Origin of the sequence: Rahnella sp. 2050 (assembly GCF_040544515.1) — a bacterium.
Taxonomy (GTDB): Bacteria; Pseudomonadota; Gammaproteobacteria; order Enterobacterales; family Enterobacteriaceae; genus Rahnella; species Rahnella aceris.
The window spans coordinates 347569-367560 of sequence record NZ_JBEPKE010000003.1 but is presented as its reverse complement, the minus strand read 5'-3'; the positions used below and the strand labels follow the sequence as shown (position 1 = coordinate 367560).

Annotated in this window: 20 protein-coding genes; 14 read left to right on the top strand and 6 right to left on the bottom strand. The window is 50.5% G+C overall.

Going from position 1 to position 19992, the window contains the following annotated elements; genetic code table 11:
• The first annotated feature begins 51 nt into the window (after positions 1 to 51).
• The 6 genes from ABIC79_RS15225 (at position 52) to ABIC79_RS15200 (ending at position 6710) form a co-directional block, all read left to right on the top strand.
• Positions 52 to 1317, top strand: coding sequence for an ABC transporter permease (locus tag ABIC79_RS15225; RefSeq protein ID WP_013577999.1), 1266 nt, complete (start codon positions 52 to 54; stop codon positions 1315 to 1317).
• 23 nt (positions 1318 to 1340) lie between these two features.
• A complete protein-coding gene (locus ABIC79_RS15220) occupies positions 1341 to 2168 on the top strand; it encodes an ABC transporter permease (protein WP_131637575.1) in 828 nt (275 codons plus the stop codon).
• A gap of 88 nt (positions 2169 to 2256) precedes the next feature.
• Complete coding sequence (locus ABIC79_RS15215) at positions 2257 to 3000, top strand: SDR family NAD(P)-dependent oxidoreductase (protein WP_014416620.1); 744 nt, start codon at positions 2257 to 2259, stop codon at positions 2998 to 3000.
• Positions 2993 to 4042, top strand: a complete 1050-nt coding sequence (locus tag ABIC79_RS15210; RefSeq protein ID WP_119262365.1) for a phosphotransferase — start codon at positions 2993 to 2995, stop codon at positions 4040 to 4042. Before ABIC79_RS15215 ends, ABIC79_RS15210 begins: the two co-directional genes overlap by 8 nt.
• Before the next feature lie 11 nt (positions 4043 to 4053).
• On the top strand, positions 4054 to 5313 hold the full coding sequence (locus ABIC79_RS15205; RefSeq protein ID WP_013578003.1) for an aspartate aminotransferase family protein: 1260 nt from the start codon (positions 4054 to 4056) through the stop codon (positions 5311 to 5313).
• Positions 5314 to 5585: 272 nt separating this feature from the next.
• Positions 5586 to 6710: a GGDEF domain-containing protein gene (locus ABIC79_RS15200; protein ID WP_013578004.1), complete on the top strand. Its 1125-nt coding sequence runs from the start codon at positions 5586 to 5588 to the stop codon at positions 6708 to 6710.
• A gap of 155 nt (positions 6711 to 6865) precedes the next feature.
• On the opposite strand, the gene ABIC79_RS15195 is transcribed toward ABIC79_RS15200, so the two are convergent.
• Together ABIC79_RS15195 and ABIC79_RS15190 are read right to left on the bottom strand one after the other, a co-directional pair.
• The gene (locus tag ABIC79_RS15195) at positions 6866 to 7540 is read right to left on the bottom strand and encodes a GntR family transcriptional regulator (protein WP_041689163.1); all 675 of its coding nucleotides are present in this window, start codon (positions 7538 to 7540) and stop codon (positions 6866 to 6868) included.
• Positions 7541 to 7715: 175 nt separating this feature from the next.
• Positions 7716 to 9173 carry a sugar porter family MFS transporter gene (locus tag ABIC79_RS15190; protein ID WP_013578006.1) on the bottom strand — a complete coding sequence of 486 codons (1458 nt, stop codon included), beginning with the start codon at positions 9171 to 9173 and terminating at the stop codon, positions 7716 to 7718.
• 279 nt (positions 9174 to 9452) lie between these two features.
• Between ABIC79_RS15190 and ABIC79_RS15185 the strand changes: the two genes are divergently transcribed.
• Together ABIC79_RS15185 and fabV are read left to right on the top strand one after the other, a co-directional pair.
• Positions 9453 to 10553 carry a DmsC/YnfH family molybdoenzyme membrane anchor subunit gene (locus ABIC79_RS15185; protein WP_225444947.1) on the top strand — a complete coding sequence of 367 codons (1101 nt, stop codon included), beginning with the start codon at positions 9453 to 9455 and terminating at the stop codon, positions 10551 to 10553.
• A gap of 197 nt (positions 10554 to 10750) precedes the next feature.
• Positions 10751 to 11947, top strand: coding sequence for an enoyl-ACP reductase FabV (gene fabV, locus ABIC79_RS15180; RefSeq protein WP_013578012.1), 1197 nt, complete (start codon positions 10751 to 10753; stop codon positions 11945 to 11947).
• Between the two features lie 124 nt (positions 11948 to 12071).
• Here the strand turns inward: fabV and ABIC79_RS15175 are convergent, their stop codons facing one another.
• From ABIC79_RS15175 to ABIC79_RS15165, 3 genes are all read right to left on the bottom strand, one after another.
• A complete protein-coding gene (locus ABIC79_RS15175; protein WP_013578013.1) occupies positions 12072 to 12374 on the bottom strand; it encodes a TM2 domain-containing protein in 303 nt (100 codons plus the stop codon).
• Between the two features lie 213 nt (positions 12375 to 12587).
• Positions 12588 to 12893, bottom strand: coding sequence for a YdgH/BhsA/McbA family protein (locus ABIC79_RS15170; protein ID WP_014416631.1), 306 nt, complete (start codon positions 12891 to 12893; stop codon positions 12588 to 12590).
• 143 nt (positions 12894 to 13036) lie between these two features.
• On the bottom strand, positions 13037 to 13258 hold the full coding sequence (locus tag ABIC79_RS15165) for a helix-turn-helix domain-containing protein (protein WP_121019859.1): 222 nt from the start codon (positions 13256 to 13258) through the stop codon (positions 13037 to 13039).
• 263 nt (positions 13259 to 13521) lie between these two features.
• Here ABIC79_RS15165 and ulaA point away from each other — a divergent pair, with 263 nt between their 5' ends.
• A complete protein-coding gene (ulaA, locus tag ABIC79_RS15160) occupies positions 13522 to 14814 on the top strand; it encodes a PTS ascorbate transporter subunit IIC (protein WP_314521912.1) in 1293 nt (430 codons plus the stop codon).
• 131 nt (positions 14815 to 14945) lie between these two features.
• On the opposite strand, the gene ABIC79_RS15155 is transcribed toward ulaA, so the two are convergent.
• Positions 14946 to 16331, bottom strand: coding sequence for an aldehyde dehydrogenase family protein (locus ABIC79_RS15155; RefSeq protein WP_121019860.1), 1386 nt, complete (start codon positions 16329 to 16331; stop codon positions 14946 to 14948).
• A gap of 100 nt (positions 16332 to 16431) precedes the next feature.
• Here ABIC79_RS15155 and ptrR point away from each other — a divergent pair, with 100 nt between their 5' ends.
• The 5 genes from ptrR (at position 16432) to ABIC79_RS15130 (ending at position 19971) form a co-directional block, all read left to right on the top strand.
• Positions 16432 to 17316: a putrescine utilization regulator PtrR gene (gene ptrR, locus ABIC79_RS15150; RefSeq protein WP_013578018.1), complete on the top strand. Its 885-nt coding sequence runs from the start codon at positions 16432 to 16434 to the stop codon at positions 17314 to 17316.
• Positions 17317 to 17861: 545 nt separating this feature from the next.
• Positions 17862 to 18269 (top strand): H-NS family histone-like protein, encoded by a 408-nt coding sequence (locus tag ABIC79_RS15145; protein ID WP_013578019.1) that lies wholly within the window; start codon positions 17862 to 17864, stop codon positions 18267 to 18269.
• A gap of 212 nt (positions 18270 to 18481) precedes the next feature.
• On the top strand, positions 18482 to 19015 hold the full coding sequence (locus tag ABIC79_RS15140) for a cytochrome b (protein WP_013578020.1): 534 nt from the start codon (positions 18482 to 18484) through the stop codon (positions 19013 to 19015).
• 162 nt (positions 19016 to 19177) lie between these two features.
• Positions 19178 to 19642, top strand: a complete 465-nt coding sequence (locus ABIC79_RS15135) for an STM2901 family protein (protein ID WP_013578021.1) — start codon at positions 19178 to 19180, stop codon at positions 19640 to 19642.
• Positions 19627 to 19971, top strand: a complete 345-nt coding sequence (locus ABIC79_RS15130) for a DUF1493 family protein (RefSeq protein WP_037032727.1) — start codon at positions 19627 to 19629, stop codon at positions 19969 to 19971. Before ABIC79_RS15135 ends, ABIC79_RS15130 begins: the two co-directional genes overlap by 16 nt.
• The last annotated feature ends 21 nt before the right edge of the window (positions 19972 to 19992 follow it).

The window sequence follows — 19992 nt, the reverse complement described above, 5'->3', positions numbered from 1 at the left end:
TTGGGCTGTGAGCCCGATAAAAGCATAAAAACCTCGCAGCGGGAGAAAAACATGAGTCAAACCGAAATGTTGACCACACCGGTGACGGAGGGATCAGCAGAAGGGCCAACATTGCGTCAGCGTCTGCGTAAAGTGGAAGCGGCGTATACGCGTCGTTCTTTATTGCTGATCGCGCCGCTGTTGCTGTTTGTTATTGTCAGTTTTCTGTTCCCGATTGCGTCCATTCTGGGCAAGAGTGTGACTAATCCGGAACTGGGCGCAACCCTGCCGGAAACTGTGGCGCAGCTTGCACACTGGGACGGCAAAACCGTGCCGGATGAAGCGACGTTTACTGCACTGGTCACCGATTTGCGTCATGCCCGCAGCAGCGGTCAGATGGCAACCATTGCCAAGCGTTTAAGCTACGAAGATAACCGTTACCGCAGCCTGATCACTGGCACATTACGTCAAGTACCCGCGGGAGGGGGCGCGATCCGTGAACCGTTAATCCAGAGCATGCCGCTGTGGGGTGAACTCAGCACCTGGCAGACGCTGCAACGTGCTTCGGGGCCGGTGACTTCTCTCTATTTATTGTCGGCGTTCGACCGGAAGGTAGACGTGGATACTGGCAAAATTGTCGCACTGCCACCGGATCAGGCGCTGTACGTCAACGTGCTGCTGCGCACATTGTGGATGGCGCTGGTGGTGACGATTTGCTGCGTCGTGCTGGGTTATCCGCTGGCGTACTGGCTGGCAAAACAACCTTCCGGACGCGCGAATTTGCTGATGATTCTGGTGTTGCTGCCGTTCTGGACGTCGTTGATTGTCCGCACAGCCAGCTGGATTGTGCTGTTGCAATCGGGCGGCCTGATTAACCGCGCGTTACTTTCCACCGGCATTATCGATCACCCGCTGGTGATGGTGTTCAACCGCCTCGGCGTTTATATCTCGATGACGCACATCATGCTGCCGTTTATCGTCCTTCCTTTATATGCGGTGATGAAAAGCATTTCGCCTAATTATGTTCGCGCCGCGATTTCACTGGGTGCGCATCCTTTCTCCGCCTTCTGGCGGGTGTACGTGCCGCAAACCTACGCGGGTGTCACTGCCGGTGCATTGCTGGTGTTTATGATGGCGATTGGTTACTACATCACGCCTGCGTTGCTGGGCGGTCCGGGCGATCAGATGGTCAGTTACTTCGTGGCGTTCTTTACCAATACGACCATGAACTGGGGCATGGCCGCAGCGCTGGGCAGTCAGTTGCTGGTGATTGTGGTGCTGCTGTACATCGTTTACATCCGCGTTACGCGCACCAAAGCTGAAATTGCAGCGCATTAAGGAGCCCGAAGATGAAACACGCAATGAGACAAAAAGGGGCGTTAATCCTGCGGTTATGGCGCTGGTGTTTTAATTTCTACAGTGCGGCGGTCCTGCTGTTTCTGATTGTGCCGGTGCTGATCATCGTGCCGCTGTCATTTAACGCCGGTTCGTTTCTCAGCTATCCGCTGACAGGGTTTTCGCTGCGCTGGTATCAGACGTTTTTCCATTCCAATGAATGGCTGAGTTCACTGGGTAACAGCCTGCTGATTGCGCCACTGGCGACTTTGCTCGCCACCCTTCTCGGCGTTCTGGCTGCGGTCGGGCTGGTGCGCGGTGAATTTCGCGGTAAATCACTGGTGATGGCCATTCTGATTTCGCCGATGATCGCGCCGGTAGTGATTATCGCCGTTGGCATGTTCTTCTTCTTTGCCCGCGTATCGCTGCTCAACAGTTATCTCGGGCTGGTGCTGGCACATGCATTACTTGGCGTGCCGTTTGTGGTGATCACGGTAGTGGCGATACTCAAAAATTACGACCGCAATTTATCCCGCGCCGCCGCCAGCCTCGGCGCGTCGCCGTGGACCGTATTCCGTAAAGTTACGCTGCCGCTGATTGCGCCGGGTGTTTTCTCAGGAGCGCTGTTTGCGTTTGCGGCGTCATTCGACGAAGTGGTGGTGACGTTATTTCTTGCCAGCCCGCGTCAGCGCACGCTGCCTATCCAGATGTTTGCCGGTATTCGTGAAAACCTCGACCCGACCATTGCGGCGGCGGCGTCGCTGATGGTCGGTGCATCGCTGATTTTGCTGCTGGTGATGGAACTGCTGCGCCGCCGTGGCGAACGCCTGCGTCATTCGACGGCAACACACTGACGTTAAATTCATCAGAGGACTTTACAGGTCCTCTTTTTTTGATTATTCCTGATGCATCAAATATCAAAAGTAACGGGAGCCATTTCTCATGACTGACACAACTCAGAAAAAAACGCTTTTGCTGACCGGCGCAAGCCGTGGCATTGGTCACGCGACGGTCAAACATTTCTATGCTGCGGGGTGGCGGATTTTCACCGCATCGCGGCAGAACTGGGTGGATGAATGTCCGTGGGCAGAGGGTTTTCTCAATCATATTCACCTGGATCTGGAAGACATCGACAGCGTGCAGAAAGCCCTGCCGATGATCAAAGAACGCCTCGGCGGACGGCTGGATGCGCTGGTCGATAACGCGGGTATTTCACCGAAAACCCCTACCGGTGGTCGTCTCGGTGTGCTCGACAGTGATTACGCCACCTGGTTGCAGGTGTTTAACGTCAACCTGTTTTCAACCGCCATTCTGGCAACCGGATTATTTGATGAACTGAAAACCGCACAGGGCAGCATTATCAACGTAACCTCGATTGCGGGCAGCAAAGTGCATCCGTTTGCCGGTGTGGCCTATGCCTGTTCTAAAGCGGCGCTCTCGACGCTGACCCGCGAAATGGCACACGAATTCGGCCCGCACGGCATACGGGTAAATGCCATTGCGCCGGGGGAAATTGATACCGCGATCCTCTCGCCGGGCACGCAGGAAATTGTCGAGCGCAGCGTGCCGTTGCAGCGACTGGGTAAGGCTGAAGAAGTCGCTTCACTGATCCATTTTCTGTGCACATCGGGCGCTTCTTACGTGAACGGCGCTGAAATACATGTGAACGGCGGTCAGCATGTCTGAAGCGCCGTCATTGCTCACCACGGAGGTACCGCGTGTCAGCAGGTCGCAGGCAGAAAATATTGCTGCGCAGGTTTACGGGCTGGAAGGCAAAGCGGAGGTGCTGGGCGGCGAACGCGACAGCAATTTTTGCCTGACCACGGGGCCTGGCCACGCTTACATGTTGCGGTTTGTTAATCCGGCGGAAGTGCCCGCAGAAGTGGCTTTCCAGACCGCCATTCTCAGCCATCTGGCGATACGCGACAGCCAGTTGCCGGTGCCACGGTTGCAGGAAAGTCGCCACGGTGAACTTACGCCGCAGGTGACGGTTGACGGACAAATGCTGACACTGCGTGCCGTCAGTTATCTGCCCGGTATCGCGCAATATCAGGTGTCGCGTTCAGCGGTGCTGATGCGGGAAATTGGCGACACGCTGGCACGGCTGGATATCGCGCTGAGCGATTTTAACCATCCCGGCGCACAGCGTGATCTGCTGTGGGACATCAGCGACATGTCACGCCTCGAGGGCTGGTTAACGCAACTCACTGACCCTGAGCAGCGCCGCACCATTACCCGCGTGCTGGAAACCCACCGGCAAAAAGTGGTTCCGGCCAGCCAGCGGTTGCGCAGACAAGTGATCCACAATGACCTGAATGCCCATAACGTTCTGGTAAACAGCGCTGATCCGCAGCGTCTCGCGGGCATTATTGATTTCGGTGACGCCCTTCACGCGCCCCTGATTAACGAACTGGCTACCGCCCTGGCTTATCAGCTCGATAGCGACGGCGACGATCTTTTCCTCTATTGCCGTCCGATGATTGCTGCGTATACCGCGCGTTTGCAACTCACCGGTGCCGAGCTGGATGTTTTACCGGAACTGGTGGCGTCACGACTGGCGCTGAGTCTGCTGATTGCCCAGCATCGTGCGGTGCTGTATCCGCAAAACCGTGATTATATTTTGCGTAATCAGGTGCATGCATGGGGAAGTTTATCGCGTCTGATGGCGCTGCCGTTTTCGCAGACTGACCTGATATTTCGTCAGTCATGCGCGTTTGAACAGAAATAAGAGGCCGTTATATGCTCACTCCGAAACAGGTTTTAGAAGGTCGTCAGCAATTTCTTGGCGGCGGTTACCGGCTGTTTTATCAGGAACCGCTGCATGTGGTGCGCGGCGAAGGCGTCTGGTTATATGACAGCGAAGGGCGGCGCTATCTGGATGCTTACAATAATGTTGCGTCTGTCGGTCATTGCCATCCGGCGGTGGTTGAAGCCATCACCACGCAGGCCGCGCAACTCAATACACACACGCGTTATCTGAATGATGCGATTGTCGAATTTGCTGAAGATTTCCTGACCGAGTTTCCTCCTGAGCTGCGCAACCTGACCATGACCTGCACCGGCAGCGAAGCCAACGATCTGGCGCTGCGTGTCGCACGACAAATTACCGGCGGGCAGGGCGTTATTGTGACGAGCTGGGCGTATCACGGTGTGACCAGCGCGCTGGCAGAACTTTCCCCCTCGCTTGGTGACGGGTTTGAGCAAGGCAAAAATGTCTGGCTGACTGATGCGCCGGACACGTTCCGCCATCCCGGCGTATTCTCTGCGGGCGTGGAGCGCGCGCTGGAAGAAATGAAACACGCGGGCGTGAAACCGGCGGCGCTGTTAGTGGACACGATTTTCTCCAGTGATGGTGTATTCAGCCCGGACCCGCTGGACATGCAGCGCGCCGTCGGGCTGGTGCGTGCGGCGGGTGGATTATTTATCGCAGACGAAGTGCAGCCCGGTTTTGGCCGTACCGGCAGCCAGCGCTGGGGATTCGCCCGCTACGGCGTGACGCCTGACCTGGTCAGTCTGGGCAAACCGATGGGTAACGGTCATCCGGTCGCCGGGCTGGTCGGCAGACCGGAACTGTTCGCGGAATTTGGCCGCCGTCAGCGCTATTTCAATACTTTCGGCGGTAACCCGGTTTCCTGCCGCGCCGCGCATGCCGTTTTACAGATTTTGCGTCGTGAAGAGTTGCAGCAGAATGCGCAGATGACCGGCGCAATCTTGCGTGAAGGGCTACAAAAACTGGCGCAACGTTATCCGGTCATCGGCGATGTACGCGGCGACGGTTTGTTTATCGGTGTGGAACTGGTGAGCGATCAGCGCAATACGCCTGCGCCGGAACTGGCGGCATTTATCGTCAATGAAATGCGCCAGAAACAGGTTTTGATTAGTGCTACGGGACCGGCGGCGAATGTCCTGAAAATTCGCCCGCCGCTGGTCTTCCAGCCGGAACACGCGACGCTGTTGCTGCAAACACTGGCAAGCGTGCTGGCGGAGATGCCGGGATAAGGAACGCACATTTGCGAAACCGAATGTGCTATAGAATTCAGGAACATCGGCTATCCGCGTAATGTATGCGCCTTTAGCTGATGAGGTACTGAATGTCGGGTCTTGAATGTAGCGATTTAAAAATCTTAGTCAATTCATAACAAAAACAGAGTTAACTCTTTATCAAAAAGATCTTTGTTGAAGACCTGGTGAGTGGTATTTTAAAATCACATGAGGGAATTATAAATTACTTGAATGTATTAAGAATGTGATGGTTACTCAGGGAGTAAAGAATGATTTATTCAAGTTGGAAGTGGGTAGTATTACTCCCGTTACTTACAAAACCTGTTTCATTTGTTTTATTTGGTGGTGTGGTCTCTTCACTTATTATTTTCCCTTTATTGTACAGCCAGGATGTTCAGGAGTGGAAAGGCAATATTAATAACATTCAAAATATGGGCAGCTTTTATGATTCAGATAATTTGCAAGGAGATATCTCAGCAGGAAACTATATCAGGAATCCTTCACAATACACTGAGGTGCAAGTTAAGACTTTACTGTTCTCTAAGTCAGGAAATCCGCAAGAATGTAACGCCAAAATCCGAGAGTTTTTAACTTCAGTCAAAGAAATACAGCCTCATAATATTCCCGTTGTATTAAATAAAGTGTGTGCTAATCGTGGATTTGCTATCGGAAGGTTTGCTGATGAGAATACCATCATTTCTATTTTACCCTTGCATGATAAAGGCTACAGTTTAGTCGGGGTTAAAATACGTAAATACTCCATTCTGGGAAAACCCGCTTTCTCGAAATCTATAATGAATTTTTCGAACGTCTGGCCTGCATTAATTATTATCATTTTATCGATGGTTATTAGCTATTTACTGTCATTAATAGCAGGAGGATATCTCCGGGTCCTCAATGAATATGCATCTAAAGATGGATTAACAGGATGTTTACGAAGGGAGGCATTTTACGCGAAAGCAAGTTACGAATTAGAAAAATCCAAGAAAAATAATGTGCCTTTTAGTGTTTTAGTGATCGACCTTGATCATTTAAGAGACGTGAATAACACCTATGGCCATGCCAAAGGTGATACGGCTATTTCTCTGATTGCTGAAACAATACTTAAGAGCTTACGTGGAACTGACTTTGTTGGCAGGGTGGGAGGCGATGAATTTATCGTTATACTTAAAGATACCACACCTGCAGATGCATTATTAATCGCAAACAGGATCCGTCATTCAGTGAAGAGTTTAAAACTTGATGATTTATCTTTATCAGTAAGTATCGGTATCTCTCAGTGTGAGAAACAGAATGCAACATTACAAGAAATCATTTCTAAAGCCGATACGAATCTCTATCTGGCAAAGCGTCAGAGAAATGAAGTTGTTTTTGAAAATGATATCCTCAGGTAATTTCTGTTGTTACAGTATGCCAGATACTGCTGGCTGATGTTTTCTTCTATGTGTCAAATAAATGCGATTTCACTTAATACATTAAAAAGAGTCCGCGAGATAATCTCAGACCCCCTGAATACCCTTTTTTCTCAGCGCATACGTTAGCACGCACGCTACAGGACTTTGCGACTTACGCTCAGAAACTCGACCATCTTCTGGCTGCCGTCGAGAATGTCTTCCTGAATGGCACGCCTGGCGGTTGCGCCGTCGCCTTTACGCAGTGCAATCAAAATCTCTTCGTGATGTTCAATGGCCATACGTTGTGAGAAATGAGCATAAGCCTGTGCAATCAGCGGGCCGGTGCGCATCCATAAACTGTCGATGAAATTGCTTAAAAGGGGCATCCGCGCACTTTGTGAGAGCATCAGATGGAACTCGCTGTTGAGGCGCAGTGCTTCGGGCAAATCTTCGCTGCTGATGGCTTTGCGGTTATCTTTAATATTCTGCGTAATCCGTTGCAACTCATATTCCGTTACCGATTGCGCTGCTTTCTCCGCCCCGAGACCTTCCAGTTCCAGCCGTAAGGTGCGAATTTCCTGATATTGCTGTTCATCGAGCTGCGGTACGCGGATGTCTTTCGGGGTACGCATTTCCAGCGCCTGTTCTTTGGCCAGCTGTAAAATCGCATCCCGCACCGGCGTGACACTGGTACCCACCTGTTCGGCCAGTTCGCGGATACGTAAACGATCATTAGGTTTCAGGCGGCCGGTAATCAGTGCCTCGCGCAAGGTGGCGTAAACGCTGCTGCCCAGATAGGCGTGATTAATTGAGTTGATGGGATAATTCAAAAGTTCACCGTAGCAATGAGAGTGCGCATACCCGGAGTTGGGAAGAGGCCGTGGAAAACGATTATACAACATGATGCATCAAATGTGAGGATGGCGGGGGCAGCCTTTTCTTTCTTTTGAAGCGACTGCCTGGCCAGATATCATGCTGACCAGGCAGGGTTATTACATGACCAGCTTAACTTCCTGCTTCCTGCGGAGCAGGGTCATCCTGCAAGTGCTTTTTAAAGTGTTTCTCAATCTGTTCTAACGTTTTACCCTGCGTTTCAGGCGCAAAGATAATGGCAAATATTCCGCCTGCGACACCGATGGCGGCAAAGCAGAAGAATGACATCGTCAGCCCGATAGACTCCAGCATGATCGGGAACATAAAGGCGATGGAGAAGTTGGTCATCTGCATGGCAAATACCGATACGCCGTTAGCCATGCCGCGGATGCGCATCGGGAACATTTCCGACAGCAGCAGCCAGGTAACAGGCGACAACGCGCCCTGCTGGAAGCACAGGAAAATCAGCATACCGCCAAGTACCAGATAGCTGCGAACCGCATCGGGATGACCGTTGACAGTTTCCGGCATCAGCCAGGTGACTAATCCGATGGCAAGCAGCGTCAGGGTACAGCCGATCTGACCGGTCAGCAGCAGCGGACGGCGCCCGAAACGGCTGAGCAGCATGATGCCCACAAACGTCATGATCACTGAGATGACCCCGTTGGCGATAGTCGCCATCAGAGACGCATTAGTGCTTAACCCCGTGGCCTGCAACATGGTCGGTGCGTAGAACATAATGGTATTCACGCCGGAGAGTTGTTGCAGCATGGCGATACCAATCCCCAGAAACACCAGACGTTTCATCCACACGGAGATAGTCTTCTGGCGGCGGGAATGCTTCTCGCTTTTGGAACTCATGGAACTGCGGATCTCGCTCAGCTCTTTCTCTACTCTGCCTGCCTTACGGGTACGCTCCAGCACGTCACGCGCTTCGCGATAGCGGCCGTGCATGGCATACCAGCGCGGAGTATCAGGCAGGAAAAGCATCCCGACCCACAGCACCACGGCCGGAACGCAGGCGACACCCAGCATCCAGCGCCAGGTGGTTTCGCCACCCCACACTTCGTTGATGGCCGCATTACTGGTATACGCAATCAGCTGGCCGGAGACGATCATCAGTTCCTGTAATGTAACGAACTGCCAGCGGCGATGAGAGGGGACGATTTCCGCGATATAGATGGGCACAATCGCTGCCGCGCCACCGACTGCCAGCCCCAGAATAAACCGGCAGATAATCATTATCACGACGTTGGGCGCCGTGGCACAACCGAGCGAACCGGCCATAAAGATCAGTGCCATCACCAGAATGACTTTCTTACGCCCGAAACGGTCAGCCACGCGACCAGCACAGACTGCACCCACAGCCGAACCCAGTATCAGGAAGCTGGTGACCATCCCGGTTGTTAACGATGTCAGATGCAGATCGTGCTTCATGAACAGCAAAGCACCGGCAATCACCCCGGTATCGTAGCCAAAAAGTAAGCCACCCAGGGTGGCAATAAAGGCAATTACTTTCACCAGCGGTTCGGTCGGTTGCGAGGCTTTCGCCGCATCATCCCGACCGCCACTGTTTATTTTCTCACTCACAGATGCTCCCTAATCATTACTTTTCTTATGGTTTTTGTGTGACTCATGTCACACATTATAAATCTAACGCATAATCCGGATATTGAAAGGAAACGGGAAAAATGAAGGGAAACGAAGGCTGGTGGCGCTGAATTTAACGGGGGAAATGTTACTTTTTTGTGACGAGATATTCGTAAAAGTGATTAGTAATGCTTAACAAATAAACATCAAGAATGTCAGGCTCCATCAAACGATGATGAAACCTCTATTCTTACCTAAAAGTGAGTCACCGCGGCATAATTGTGGCGAACGTACCGCGCGCGGCTCGACGCTGCTGGCCACCATATCCAGCTTTCCGCAGGCAGCACGCTTTTCACCACATTTATCCTGATGTATGCCGCTGACAGTCTGAATACGCAGGAAAAATGGCGCGTTGCAGTACCTGCCATGTTGCTGGCTTTTGTCGCCGGTGCGCTGGGCCTTGTCGCTTCAACCGCGCATCTGGGCTATCCGCTGAATGCCTTTCATGCACTGAGTCATATCAGCAGTTCCTGGCTGAGCCGGGAAATCGTTTTCGCCAGTCTCTATCTCGGTATTCTGGGGTTGACCAGGCTGATCGGGCTGGTAGCAAAACGCGTCGTGACTTCTCTTCTGCTGCTCGCTTCTCTTTTGGGCCTGATTGATCTCTTCTGCATGAGCGCGATTTACGCTCATACGTCTGTCGCGACCTGGATGCACATCAATACTAACGTGATGTTTTACCGCGCTGACCGGCTGGTGATGCCGCTGACTCGCGTTGCGCCCTGTACTGAAGAATTGCTGATGTGGCACAGCGAATACGGCATCCGTTTTGTTGAGATGAAAGCGGAAAGCGCGGCTGGCTGGTTTCAGGCCATCGCCACGCTGAATGTTCGCCTGAAACGAATGCAGGAACCGCTGTGGAATATTGTGCCACCGTCCCGGCAAACGATGAACGGTTCACGCCGCCGGTGGTTGCATCTTAAAAACGAAGGCGCTTCTGCCGGTAACGTACCTGTCGGGCGTCGGTTCAGGCGCGCCCGTTTTACACAGATCAGTGAATATCACGTTGATCTCGATAAACACCGTTGCGTACTCTGCGGCGCCTGTAGCCGTGTCTGTCCCGAACAAGCCATCCGCCTGGATAATCTGGCATTAACGCTGGATCCTGTGAAATGTACCGGTTGTGGCAACTGCGAGGCGGTGTGCTTTGATGGCGCTATCTCCGTATCCGCGCGTGAAAACAGTGAAAGTACGTTAACCGTTTCCAGGCTTGAACAAGCACAATGCCGGGTGTGTGGCTGCATATTTCCCGCCTGGTCTGCGCAGGATAATGAATGTGCGGTATGCCGCCGCCATGCTTTTGGAATGCGTGAGGCCTGAAATGAACATCCCGGCGGGACTGCGTTACACTACAGAGATAATTTTTGGCTCAAATTTTATGCTTTCTGCCGAAAACGAGCCTGTTTTCGGGTCAGAGAACTCTGTTTACACGGCGAAGAAGCGTCAGGTTTTGCCTGAAACGGCGCAAACCTATATTCTATCGGCCAATTTACTGAGACAGTTGCAATGAGGTCTATATGATTATCAAACCACGCATCCGTGGCTTTATCTGTGTTACTGCCCATCCGGAAGGTTGCAAGGCGAACGTTAAAGAACAAATCGACTACGTTACCGCGCAAGGCAAAATCGCAGGCGGTCCGAAAAAAGTCCTGGTGATCGGTGCTTCTACCGGTTACGGCCTCGCTGCCCGCATCTCAGCTGCTTTTGGTTCTGACGCAGCAACGCTGGGTATCTTCTTCGAACGTCCGGGCGATGAATCCAAAACCGCCACTGCGGGCTGGTACAACTCAGCCGCATTCGAAGAATTTGCCGATGCCAAAGGTCTGTACGCAAAAAGCATCAACGGCGATGCGTTCTCTGACGAAGTGAAGCAAAAGACCATTGAGCTGATCAAACAAGATTTGGGTCAGGTTGATCTGGTGGTTTACAGCCTGGCTGCGCCACGTCGCACCCATCCTAAAACCGGTGAAGTGTTCAACTCCACCCTGAAACCAATCGGTAAGCAAGTCACTATTCGCGGCATCAACACCGACAAAGAAACCATCAACGAAACCACGCTGGAACCGGCAACCCCTGAAGAAATCGCGGGCACCGTTGCAGTGATGGGTGGCGAAGACTGGCAGATGTGGATCGACGATCTGAAGGCTGCCGGTGTGCTGGCCGAAGGCGCGAAAACCACGGCGTTCACCTATCTGGGTGAAGAAGTGACGCAGGACATTTACTGGAACGGTTCTATCGGTGAAGCCAAGAAGGATCTGGACAAACGTGTTCTGGATATCCGTAGCACACTGGCAGAGCAGGGCGGCGACGCACGCGTTTCCGTACTGAAAGCCGTTGTGACGCAGGCGAGTTCTGCTATCCCGGTGATGCCGCTGTACCTGTCACTGTTGTTCAAAGTGATGAAAGAGAAGGGCACTCACGAAGGTTGTATCGAGCAGGTTTACGGTCTGTACAAAGACAGCCTGTATGGCGCTGAGCCGCTGGTCGACAACGAAGGCCGTCTGCGCGCTGACCTGAAAGAGATCGCGCCAGAAGTGCAGGCTGAAGTGGGTAAACTGTGGAATGAAGTCACCAACGATAACATCGCGGAACTGACTGATTTTGCAGGCTACAAAAGCGAATTTATGCGTCTGTTCGGCTTTGGCCTGAACGGTGTTGATTATGCTGCCGACACCAATCCTGACGTGAAAATCAAACATCTGATCCAGATGTAATCTGATTTAGCGTACAGAGATTATGCGAACCCGCATCTGCCGAAAGGTGGGTGTGGGTTTTTTAATGTTTAGTAGATTTCAAAAAGCCACTTTGAAAGCGGCTTTTATAATCAGATAGCTAAACTCAACCGTATTTTTTGGCGAAGTTTTCATCTGAATCGCACAGATAAATAATGAATTCAATGAATGCAATTATTGAAGGAATAAACGTCCAGCAGAAGATGAGGTATAAGAACCCTTGCCCGATTTTACCCAGATAGAACTTATGAACACCAAAACCACCCAGGAAGAAAGCTAACAACGCTGCAGCAACCCTGCTTTTAGTCCCCTGAGGATTAATACTTTGAGTGGCGCCACAATGAGGGCATGATTTAGCCGACTCGTGGATCTCCTTTCCGCATCCTCTACAAAAAACCATAGATCCCATTTCTATTTCCTTACATGTTATTATTCGGACTAATCTTACCCGTAATTATCATTAAGAAAAAGAGAATGATGATGCTCCAGGCTGATGGGGCGGCGCTCCACCCGTGTACCGCGCGGCCAGTGAATGGTCTTCAATATGCTTTCTCATCAATAAATAACGCCGCAAACCCTAAAGCCTGCGGCGTTCTTATTTCATGACACTCTGCTCTGCACATCAGCCATAGGCCACTTTGTGATTGATATGGTAAAAGGTCGCGGTGGCAGCCATAACGTGTTGCTGCTCTTTACCCGGTTTGTGCGATTCCACATTGGTAATGTGGTAGCCGACAGCGCCTGCATCCAGTGCTTTTTTAACAAATGCATTGTTGAGTTCTTCCATGGAGGTAGCCCAGGACACCGTGCTCACGCCGACAGCTTGCAGCGAGGCGATCTCGCGATGTGATAACCCTGAGCGGACCAAAACAGGCTTAACCGCTTTGGGTGAGAATATGGATAAGACATCATTCACTAAGCCTTTCATGGATTTACTCCTCATCAGGTCATTTTTCTAAATCGGATATTAAGCCGCACCGTTAATCGATCGTTGTGATGACGCATCTGAGATATTTAACGGGCGTGAGGTTAATAAATACCTTTTCATGTAATGACCTTTAGCTTTAATTGCTAATTCTTTGTTAAGCAACCTCCCGCCACAATTAACACGAAAGTAACAGAGGATATTTTCACCTGGTTACAGGTCATGTATTTTTGAAATGAGTGCAAGAAGGGGCACATTTCACGCCCTGTCTGCAGTTTGCGCATTTCACCTTTCGTCCACGGTCCGGAGAGTGCGCTGGATAGCGTCGAAGGATTCAGACCCACGGCGCGGGAAGCGGCGGCCAGCATTGCGCTTCGCCAGACCGGTGTTCTCTTGTTATGTCTATTCCAAAACACATTAAAAAATGCCTTCTGCTCCACTAATTGCGAGTCACTTCACATCATCCCTTTCACGAACTCTATATAAAACACCGTGCCAAATAAAAAGAAACATTGTTTCATAAAAACAAATTTCGAATGACGTCTGAGCAAGGATGAATGAGGAATGTTGAAAAAATGTAACGATAAAGTTTCTTATAAAAAGGCCGCAACTTTCAATCAATATAAATTCAATGAAAGAGGGGAAGATGGAAATATTTCTGAGTTTGGTTAAAACACCGGCTGTTATCATTGCGATTATCGCATTTCTGGGATTGGTTTTTCAAAAAGCATCGGTATCAAGAATCATCACCGGAACGGCACTTTCTTTTATCGGATTTACCATGATAAAGGTCGGTGGCTCAATCTTAATGAAAGTGTTAACGGCTTTTAGCACTTTGTTTTCTAACGCCTTTAACATTGTTGGTGTGGTGCCGAGTAATGAAGCCATTATGGCAGCAACCATCGATCAGATTGGTTCAACGGCAGCGATAATTCTATTGTTCTCTATGGTGATTAATATCCTTCTGGCCCGCTTTACGCGTCTGAAATTTATCTATCTCTCGCTGCATCTTGTCCTGTTTATGTCCTTTGCATTAACAGCAGTGCTGATGCAACTGGGTTATAGCTATTATCCCATTATTATCATCTCGTCGATTTTCATCGGTCTTTATATGGCCGCTTCTCCGTTTTTCCTGAACAGATTTAGCCGTGAAATCATCGGTTCTGACGAATATGCCATTTCTCACGCAGCCATATCTTCATATATCATCGGTTCATATATGGGAAAATGGTTCGGTAATAAAAAGACCGATACAGAACATCTCAAAATCAGTAACAAGTTTGATTTCCTGCGTGAACCCAATATCGCCACGCTTTTAACGATGCTGGTTCTTCTGCTGATATCCTGTGTATTCGCTACGCAACCGCAGATCAAAACGGCGATGACGCTTGTGTATGGCGCCGGTGCGGCAGATAAAAATACGATTATTTTTATTCTTGAGCAGTCGGCTGTGTTTGCTTGCGGTCTGTATCTCGCCAAAGCGGGCGTCAATTTATTTACGGCGGAAATCGTACCGGCGTTTAAAGGATTCTCACGAGTTTTCGCACCTGGCGCGGTCCCGGCGGTGGATGTCATGGTGCTTTTCACTAAAGCGCCAAATGCCACGTTGATTGGTTTTCTGGTGAGCTTCTCTGTGGAACTGGCCTGTATTCTCATTTTCCCGTTTGTCGGATTGCCCATTATTGTTCCGGGCATTATGGCGAGCTTTATTACGGGAGGCGCGGCGGCCATCTTCGGTAACGCCACCGGCGGGTTCCGTGGCGCGATTATTGCCAGTGGTATCAACGGACTGCTGTTATGTGTGTTACCTGCACTGACGTTGCCATTATTCTCACATCTTGGTGCGCAGGGTGTCACATTTGCTGACCCTGATTTCACCCTCTCTTCGCTGATTCTGGACCATCTGATGGGGCTGTTTAAGTAACCACAAAGGCGTCTCGTTATCAGCAGGCCGTCACGGCGATTGATGCCCGGCCTCACTCACAGGCTGGCAAAAAATAATAATCACAGGATTATAAAATCCTGTGATTAGTTTAAACCTCCACCGGTTAACGGTTATTTACGGTTGCTCCACACGGTCTGCACGTTACAGAACTCGCGTAAACCGAAGTGTGAAAGCTCACGACCATAGCCGCTTTTTTTCACGCCACCGAACGCTACGCGCGGGTCTGACGCACTGTAGCCGTTAATAAATACGCCGCCGGTTTCCAGCTCGCCAGTCATCTGTTCTGCCCGTGCCAGGTCGGCGGTATAAATCGTCGCGCTCAGACCAAAATCACTGTCATTCGCCAGTTCGACCGCATGCTCAGCATCGCGTGCAACCGTAATCGCTGCGACCGGGCCAAATAACTCCTGACGGAATGCGGTCATTTGTGGCGTCACGTTGCTCAGAATAGTGGGGGCATAGAAGTTACCTTCGCCAGCAATTTTCTCACCACCGAGCAACAGCGTTGCGCCTTCTGACAGCGTTTCCTGAACCTGCCTGTCCAGCTCATCGCGCAGGTCGTAGCGTGCCATCGGGCCGATGTAGGTGTCGTCGTCCTGCGGGTCGCCGATGACCAGTGCCCGCGTGGCGGCCACAAATTTCTCGGTAAAGGCTTCCAGCACACCTTCTTCAACAATCATACGTTTCGCGGCGGCGCAAACCTGTCCGGTATTCTGATAGCGGCCCGCGACAGCCGCCTTCACCGCTTCATCGAGGTTGGCGTCATTGAGCACGATAAATGGATCAGAGCCGCCCAGCTCCAGCACACATTTCTTCAGTGATTTACCTGCCAGCTCCGCAATAGCACCACCGGCACGCACGCTGCCGGTTACCGTGACGGCAACAATGCGCGGATCAGCAATCAACCCGGCAACATCTGCATTCCCGACATTAATTACGCCAAAGGCCCCTGCCGGAAAACCGGCTTTCAGCGCAGCCTGTTTCACCAGACGGGTCGTGCCCATCACGTTAGGGGCAGGTTTAAGCAGGAACGTATTTCCCGCCAGTAACGCAGGTACCGCGCCGCGCAGGATCTGCCAGACCGGGAAATTCCACGGCATAACCGCCAGGATCATGCCGGAAGGGCGGTAATGAATATGCGCTTCGCCGTTATCGACCATGGTGGGTTCAGGTGCGAGCATCGCCGGGCCCTGCAGGGCATACCATTCGCACAGGCTTGCGGATTTCTCCACTTCAGCGCGCGCCTGTTTAATAGGTTTACCCATTTCGCGGCTGATCATGCGGGAGATGTCTTCACTGGCTTTGCGAAGTTCAGTCGCCAGATTATGCAGATGGGATGCGCGCTGAGCGATATCCGTTTTGCGCCACTGCTTATAGGCCGCGCTGCCTTGTGTGACTGCCATCTCAAGAGTCAGTGCGGTGTCGAAAGGATACTCTGCGATACGCTGGCCGTTGAACGGGTTGAGCGAAATTGCGTGTGTGTCGGGCGTTGTCATTATGTGCTCCTCATTTATCCAGTCCGTTCAGCATAGAGACTTGCGAAGATGAATAAAAATGAATAAAAATAAGTAAACCGTTCACTTTTTGAGAAAGACTATGAATCTGTCACAGCTCGAGATGTTTCGCGCCGTTGCTGAAACCGGCAGTATCAGCGCCGCCGCCCAGCGGGTGCATCGCGTCCCGTCGAATCTGACAACACGCATTAAACAGCTTGAGGCGGAACTGGGCGTCGAATTATTCATCCGCGAGAATCAGCGTCTGCGCCTTTCGCCAGCAGGGCGAAACTTTCTCAGTTACAACAACCGTATTCTCGATTTAGTCGAAGAAGCGCGGGTGTCCGTGGCGGGCACAGAACCGCAGGGGATATTTGCGTTGGGCGCGCTGGAAAGCACTGCAGCGGTGCGGATCCCCACTTTACTGGCGCGTTATCACCAGCAATTCAGCAAGGTTGAACTGGCGCTGAGCACTGGCCCTTCAGGGGAATTGCTGGATAAATTGCTGGAAGGGGCGCTGGAAGCGACGTTTGTCGACGGCCCTGTGCTGCATCCGGTTCTGGATGGCGTGCCAGTGTATAAAGAAGAAATGGTGATTGTCGCCCCCTTACATCACGCGCCTGTGACTCGTGGGCAGGAGGTTAACGGGGAGATTCTGTATGCGTTCCGGTCGAACTGCTCTTATCGTCGCCATTTCGAAAGCTGGTTTGCGGATGATGGCGCTGCGCCGGGGAAAATCTACGAAATGGAGTCTTATCACGGCATGCTGGCTTGTGTGATAGCCGGCGGCGGGCTGGCGCTGATGCCGCGCAGTATGCTGGAAAGTATGCCGGGCAGCAGCACGGTGAGCATCTGGCCGCTGGCCGACAATTATCGTTTTTTGACAACGTGGCTGATATGGCGGCGCGGCGCATTAACCCGCAATCTGACAGAATTTGCGGCTCTGGCCTCTCAGTTAACGGTTAACCTTCCGCCACCTGCAAAATAATCTGCCAGTCCAGTGCGAGCTTCAGCGCCACACACGCGGCGCAAACAATAAAAATGGTCTTAAACATAGGGTAAATAAACATCCTGTGTGACGTGAGTCACATTTTAAAGCGATGCTGCGTAAACCGCTTTAAATTTTTTGTGCAGAAGATGCTTTTCGTCGATTTCCGGCAGGAAAATTTTTAGCGAAATGAATAAGAGTAAGCGTGAGATCCGCATCAAAAGAAAAGAACTGGCCCGATTTGTACATAATAGCAACATATGTTATTCACGCACTGATACTCTTATAAAGAGAGGTAAATTTAGCTTAATAATGTTTTCCTGCTTATTTTGAAGTTCTGCAGGTGATTTGTGCGCTGAAAATTTATTAACCCAGATACAATAATTACTTATAAAACTAACGCATTAAAACGCAATAAACCAAAGAGGCTCACGCAGGAATTGTGTAATAGGTTGTAATATTATCCTGACGCAATTGATATCAATATTGGTTTGTGTAGAATCAGAGTCACTAATTTAATGGCACATATCTAAAGTGAGCACATCATGGACAACGCATTAAACGTTTTGAATAATATCCGTACACTTCGGGCTCAGGCTCGCGAAATGCCTTTGAGTACTCTGGAAGAAATTCTTGAGAAACTGACTGCCATTGTTGAAGAAACTCGCGAAAATGCCAAAGCGCGCAGTGCGCAGCAACAAGAGCGCGACGAAAAATTACTGAAATACCGCGAAATGTTGGCAAACGATGGCATCGCGATTGATGACCTGTTGGGCCACCAGAGCGCGAAAGAAACCACTAAAGCCAAACGTAAGCCACGTCCGGCCATTTATGAGTACACAGACACTGACGGTTCTAAAAAAACCTGGACGGGTCAGGGTCGCACGCCTTCTGCCATTAAAGCAGCGCTGGATGGCGGCGCGACACTTGAAAGCTTCCTGATCGCGCGCTGACCTCACGGCTGATGTGCTGCGCTTTTCTGCCCCGCTTTTTAGCCGGGCAGAAAAACGTACTTCACCGCCAGTTTTTATTCTGCTGTTCCCCCTTTTAAAAATTCTCGCGTTTCTGGGGATTTTTTCCTTTTCATTACTCTCCGTCATTGTTCTTAAGGTAAGCTTAAGTCTGCATAAGTAAGGTTAACGTCTCTTCGTTTACCGGAACTTCTATGCGTACCCGATATTCTTTCGTTCAAATTATGCTCCACTGGCTGGTGTTTGTGTTAGTCGTACTGACCTATGCCACGATGGATATAAAAGGGTGGTTTGCAAAAGGCACGCCAGCGAGGGAGTTATTAGCCCTTACGCATTACAGCCTGGGATTTTGCGTATTATTCCTGATGTGTATGCGTCTGTTTGTTCGCGCAATGTATGTCACTCCGCCGGTTAAACCCGCGTTGCCGCGCTGGCAGCATTATTTGTCAGGTTCGGCTCATGTACTTATATATCTGATGTTTTTAAGCTTGCCGGTGCTGGGCATCTTGTCACGTTATTATGGCGGCCATGACTGGACGATGTTTAACATCCTTATGCCTAAAAGTGTTTTTCCGGATCTCCCTTTACAGAAACAGTTTAAAACGCTGCATGAATGGCTCGCGAACGCCGGGTATTATCTTATCGGATTACATGCTCTGGCTGCCCTCTGGCATCACTATCGCCGGCGCGATAACACGCTAATCCGGATGTTACCTTCGCGAAAATAACCCGCGGGTGCGTGGGTCTGAGAAACCGTTGCCAGTTTCTGGTATCAACGGAGCGATTAACGTGACGGAAGGAACAATGATGATATCCAGTGCGAGGGGGCATATTGCCTGCTAATAAATGCGGCAGTATCCTAAAGCCCTTCTAATCAAAAGGATATTGAAATGGATACTATTGAAGAGCTAAACGGAACGTACTTTTATCACGGCCACGCCAATCTGAGTAATCAAGAGTTATTTGGTCTAATTTTTATTGAAAGCTTATCAAATCACCTCGGGTTAGATACTACGGCTACAGTTCTCATTATTACAGGGCAGCCTTACATTCCGGTTCCGGGCAAGATGGTAACTGCAATACCGGGAACAAGCGTGGCGTCAAAGCTATCGAGGGCCCTTTTAAAGCAAGCGAAACTGCCCTTTGGCCTTAAAGCGTGGACGCCGGTTGGTAAGTCGTTCAATACCTTGACTATGCGAAAAACCACAAAATGGGCTGCGCTGATAGATAGATATGTCCCCTTTGTTGGATATGCAATGGCGGTCATATTAATCCAGCAGGTGGCCGCCGAAACCAGATCAAAATATAATTTAATAGCCCGTCCAGAAGATCGTATTGCATGGACATACTTTTAATGGAAGAAAAAGTCTTATCAATGTTCCGCGAGGAAATACCTGGCTACTACGATTTCGATTTGAAAAGAGAGGTTCCGCTTGAGTTTGATACCGAGCTACAAGATTTTGCTCCAGGTGATGATTTCGTATATGCCCTCGAAGCTTATGAAAAAACCTTTAAAGTGGACCTGTCAGTCGTAAATTGGTCCTTCTACTTTCCCTGGGAAAACCTTCCGTTTTTCACTCGCTGGTTTAAGGTTAAGCGTAAGGACATAGAAAAGACCAGAAAGCCCTTAACTGTAAGAATGTTCGCAGAATCGGCTAAGGCGGGTAAATGGCTTTATGATTAAGGGGCTTTAGCCCCTTTTTTA